The sequence below is a fragment of the Mesorhizobium sp. M7A.F.Ca.MR.362.00.0.0 genome, assembly GCF_004023175.1.
In the GTDB taxonomy this organism is placed as follows: Bacteria; Pseudomonadota; Alphaproteobacteria; order Rhizobiales; family Rhizobiaceae; genus Mesorhizobium.
In genome coordinates this window covers 1,134-2,653 of sequence record NZ_RZTF01000592.1, presented here as the reverse complement: position 1 = coordinate 2,653, position 1,520 = coordinate 1,134, and the positions used below count along the sequence as shown (strand labels likewise).

Here is a 1,520-nt window from a genome sequence, read left to right as displayed (position 1 = left end):
CCGATGAACTCCGATCCGTTCATCGAGCCGATCAACCGCGCCATCGAACAGGGCACCGCGGTGGTGACCTTCGCCGCCGACTCGCCGAATTCCAAGCGCGTCTCCTACATCACCTCCGACAACAATGCCGAAGGCACCTATGCCGCCGACGCCGTTGCCAAGGCGATGGACGGCAAGGGCGAATATGCGGTGCTGGAGAATCCCGGCCAGGACAACCACGACAAGCGCGTCCACGCGTTCGTTGCCCGCATGGAAGCCAAATGGCCTGACATGAAGCTCGTCGGCCGCGCCGCTTCGAACCAGGATCCCACCAAGGCCTATCAGGCGGTTCTGAGCCTGGCGCAGGCGCATCCTGATCTTGGCGCCGTGTTCATGCCGGAGGCCAACTCGGCCATCGGCGCTGCCCAGGCCGCCAAGGAAGGCGGTGGCAAGATCCGCGTCATGCTCGCCGACGTCAATGCCAAGATCCTCGACATGATCAAGGCCGGCGAGATCTTCGGCTCGGTCAATCCAAACCAGGGCATGCAGGGCTATATGGGCTTCATGCTGTTGTGGATGGCCAAGCATCCCGGCCTGATCGATCCGATGAACGACGCCAAGCGTTCGGGTTTCAACCCGATGAGCGTGCCCTTCGTCGACAATGGCTTCTCCATTGTCTCCAAGGACAATGCGGACGACTTCTACTGGGACAAGTACCTCAAGCGTCGCGGCACCAAGGGCATCGAGGAATAGTCTCGATCTCGCCGCCCGGCCTCGGCATGGCCGGATTAACCGGGAAGGAGGCTTCGGCCTCCTTCCTCCCCCGCAGGTTCATCGCAGGAGCACGGCGTGACCCAGGCGCCCATTCTTGAAATCCGTGGCCTGTCCAAGGCGTTCGGCCCGGTCAAGGCGCTGAGCGACGTACGGTTCGAGCTGCGGCGCGGCGAAATCCATGCACTGTGCGGAGAGAACGGCGCCGGCAAGTCGACGCTGATGAACATGATCGCCGGTGTATTGCAGCCCGACGAGGGCGACATCCTGATCGATGGTGAGCGCATTTCGATCCACTCGCCCGCAGCCGCGCAACGTCTCGGCATTGCGCTTGTCCACCAGGAGATCGCGCTGTGCCAGGACGCCACCGTTGCTGAAAACATCTACATGGCCGCGATCAACAGCCGGCGCGCGCCGCTGATGGATTTCCAGAAGCTCTATGCTGACGCCCAGAAGGTCATGGACCTGCTCGCGCCCATTCCGGTGCGCACCAGGGTCGCCGACCTCTCCATTTCCAACCAGCAGCTTGTCGAGATCGCCAAGGCGCTGACGCTCGACTGCAAGGTGTTGATGCTTGACGAGCCGACCGCGGCACTCACCGAAAGCGAAGCGCAACGCCTGTTCTCGATCGTGCGCGGGCTCAAGGAGCGGGGCATTTCGGTGGTCTATATCAGCCACCGCATGGCCGAGATATTCTCGCTGTGCGACCGCGTCACCGTCTTCCGCGACGGCCGGTACGTGGCGACCGATCAGGTCGCCGCCGTTTCACC

Annotated in this window: 2 protein-coding genes; both read left to right on the top strand. The window is 62.8% G+C overall.

From position 1 onward, the window contains the following. Window positions 1-732 (top strand): substrate-binding domain-containing protein (locus EOC06_RS35645; RefSeq protein ID WP_128310007.1); only part of this gene is annotated, 732 nt, incomplete at its 5' end. 96 nt (window positions 733-828) lie between these two features. Next, on the top strand, window positions 829-1,520 hold a 692-nt coding region (locus tag EOC06_RS44430), incomplete at its 3' end, for an ATP-binding cassette domain-containing protein (RefSeq protein WP_245470369.1).